This window comes from Gilliamella sp., assembly GCF_024104075.1.
Classification (GTDB): domain Bacteria; phylum Pseudomonadota; class Gammaproteobacteria; order Enterobacterales; family Orbaceae; genus Gilliamella; species Gilliamella bombi.
Window position 1 is genome coordinate 1 of sequence record NZ_JAGGHR010000066.1, and the last position, 2,288, is coordinate 2,288.

The 2,288-nt window shown below is 30.3% G+C and carries 5 protein-coding genes and 1 pseudogene; all 6 read left to right on the top strand.

Annotation, left to right across the window (positions count from 1 at the left end):
- A pseudogene (locus J6569_RS11065) lies at positions 1-212 on the top strand (hypothetical protein); the annotation flags it as partial.
- Between the two features lie 170 nt (positions 213-382).
- A complete protein-coding gene (locus J6569_RS11330) occupies positions 383-430 on the top strand; it encodes a hypothetical protein (protein WP_366941278.1) in 48 nt (15 codons plus the stop codon).
- A 1-nt stretch (position 431) separates the two neighbouring features.
- Positions 432-542 carry an RHS repeat-associated core domain-containing protein gene (locus J6569_RS11335; protein WP_366941279.1) on the top strand — a complete coding sequence of 37 codons (111 nt, stop codon included), beginning with the start codon at positions 432-434 and terminating at the stop codon, positions 540-542.
- A gap of 389 nt (positions 543-931) precedes the next feature.
- Positions 932-1,276: a hypothetical protein gene (locus J6569_RS11070; RefSeq protein WP_065609572.1), complete on the top strand. Its 345-nt coding sequence runs from the start codon at positions 932-934 to the stop codon at positions 1,274-1,276.
- Between the two features lie 229 nt (positions 1,277-1,505).
- On the top strand, positions 1,506-1,868 hold the full coding sequence (locus J6569_RS11075; RefSeq protein WP_065609570.1) for a hypothetical protein: 363 nt from the start codon (positions 1,506-1,508) through the stop codon (positions 1,866-1,868).
- Positions 1,869-1,898: 30 nt separating this feature from the next.
- Positions 1,899-2,231: an NTF2 fold immunity protein gene (locus tag J6569_RS11080; protein WP_296318512.1), complete on the top strand. Its 333-nt coding sequence runs from the start codon at positions 1,899-1,901 to the stop codon at positions 2,229-2,231.
- Positions 2,232-2,288 lie beyond the last annotated feature (57 nt).

Below are 2,288 nucleotides of genomic sequence, written 5' to 3' on the forward strand. Positions count from 1 at the left end.
CTTTAGAGGAATTAGAGATCTCACATACAGAAACTGGATTTTTATATCAAGAGGAATGTGACGATATTATATTTGATAATTTTTGTGAATGGCTAAAAGAAGTAAATAATAAAACTGGCATAGCGACATTAATCTATATTAAAGATTTGAGTTCGGAAGGACTAGATGAATTTAGAAAAAATCTTAGAAAAGATGAAAATACAAATAAGTAAGATCTAAACAATATTAGATCTAAATCTTTATACGTCTTGAATTGGTATTCAGGGGTGTTATTATCATAATTTATTAAGAAAAATGTTTAGTCAATAAATATTTAACAAAATAAAAGGCTATTCATTAATACTAGAAAGTACCGGAAGAACTAACCGATGCAAACGGCGAAATACTGTGGGAATGCAGCTTTCAGCTATGGGGAAAAACTGATTCATGAAATCGAACACGAATCAGTAGAGCAAAACCTCAGATATCAGGGACAATATTTAGACAGGAAAACCAGTTTACATTACAATACTTTCAAGTATTATGCTCCGGATATAGGCTGATTTACCCAGCTAGATCCGATTGGGTTGCTGTAAGGGGGTTAATCTGTATCAGTATGCGTTTAATGGGGTGGTTTGAATTGATCTGTGGTGGGGGAGTTTACCAGAAGATATGTATAAAACGATTTTCAACTTAAGGCTTCTATTGAAAGTAAATATCCAGGAATTTTGGAGATAGTTTTATCCGGTAAAATGGTGTTTTCCTAGGAAAAGCACTGACTGGGATTGATTGGTCAACTACATGGTACCATCATGAAAGAGTCGGTGGTTTATTGCAGTTAGTTGGCAAGAAAGATCATAACTCTAGATATCTTGATTATCACCTTAAAGGCTTATGAAGGAAAGAACTCATGGGGCGGTGGTTCGTATTGTAGTGAAATTTGAGGATACCAATGAATAGCTTTAAATCTATATATGAATTAATAAAGAACCTTAATCTTCTAGACCAAGGGGAATGGATTTATGCAAATTTAAATTCGTGGAATAGTAATCCAGAATATACAGAGTTTTATTATATTCCATGGGATTACATTCAAAATTTAGATGATGATGAGATATATCTTGATGAAGAAGATATGGAAATGCCTCTTGCTGTTAAAGGATTAAATTTAAGAGGATGGATGCTGGTTGGTTCTTTAGACTATGTAACCCAAAATAAATCAGACTTTGAGCATGATAATAAATGGCTAATTGATGAAATAAATTATTATCGAAATAATGATACATTTAGAACATAAATATAAATTTGGCAAAATTACTCTAATTCTTTTGCTCATCCATTAATTAATTCACTAATTATTTAATAATAACAAAGATTAGCGGCTAATTAAAAAAAACGATACCTAGAGCATACTGTTACACTATTATTATAACCCACAGGGCACATCGCTACTTATCCCGCCAATGATATGAAATTTGGTGAATATCAAAAGCTACTTAATCGAATTGAATGGAATTAACTTATAAATGGCGAAACTTATTATTGATGAAAAAGAAGCATTTACAGATTTAAAAAGAATAATGCGATCATGGAATCTGAATGATAACTCAGAGAAATTAATGGATGAATTTTTCGAAAAACTAATCCAATTTAAATGGAATAGAAAAAAGATATATAATTTTACATTTGTGTATATAAAAGATAACTTATCTGATTTGGATTACAATGATATACCCGCGGTTGCTTTTGATTATTTAAGTGATATAGAAACATCAATTATTGGTTATTGTAGCTATGGTTCAATTTTGAAAATTCCTGATGAACCACAAAATCCAGATGAACTAATAGCTTATGTTAGAGGTGAAAAATGGAAAGATTGTGTTGAGTAAAATATTTAACAAATAGGAGAACTAAACTAAATGAATTTAGAAAATGCAAAAAATACATTAAAAGAATTTATTATGGCGATGAATCACTGGGAAGTCCATTATTATCCATTAGTAAAAAATGATTTATCGAATGATGTTCGTTTAAAAATGATTAATAATTTAAATTTTGTACAAAAAAAAGAACGAAAATATGGTAGGCAAATTTCATTAGGGTGTGGAAATCCGCCTGAATATTCGCCAGATGAAAAGATATTAAAAACTAAGGAATTAAAAGGCAATAAAGCAGCTATTTATACTCAAGAACAAAATGGGGTAGAAGATCAATTTTGTAAATATCCCAAACTTAGTACACAACTCACGTAGAAAATCATGCTGCTTGTTTTAGTGTTTTATACTCAATCGGTGTCATGTTATTTAATG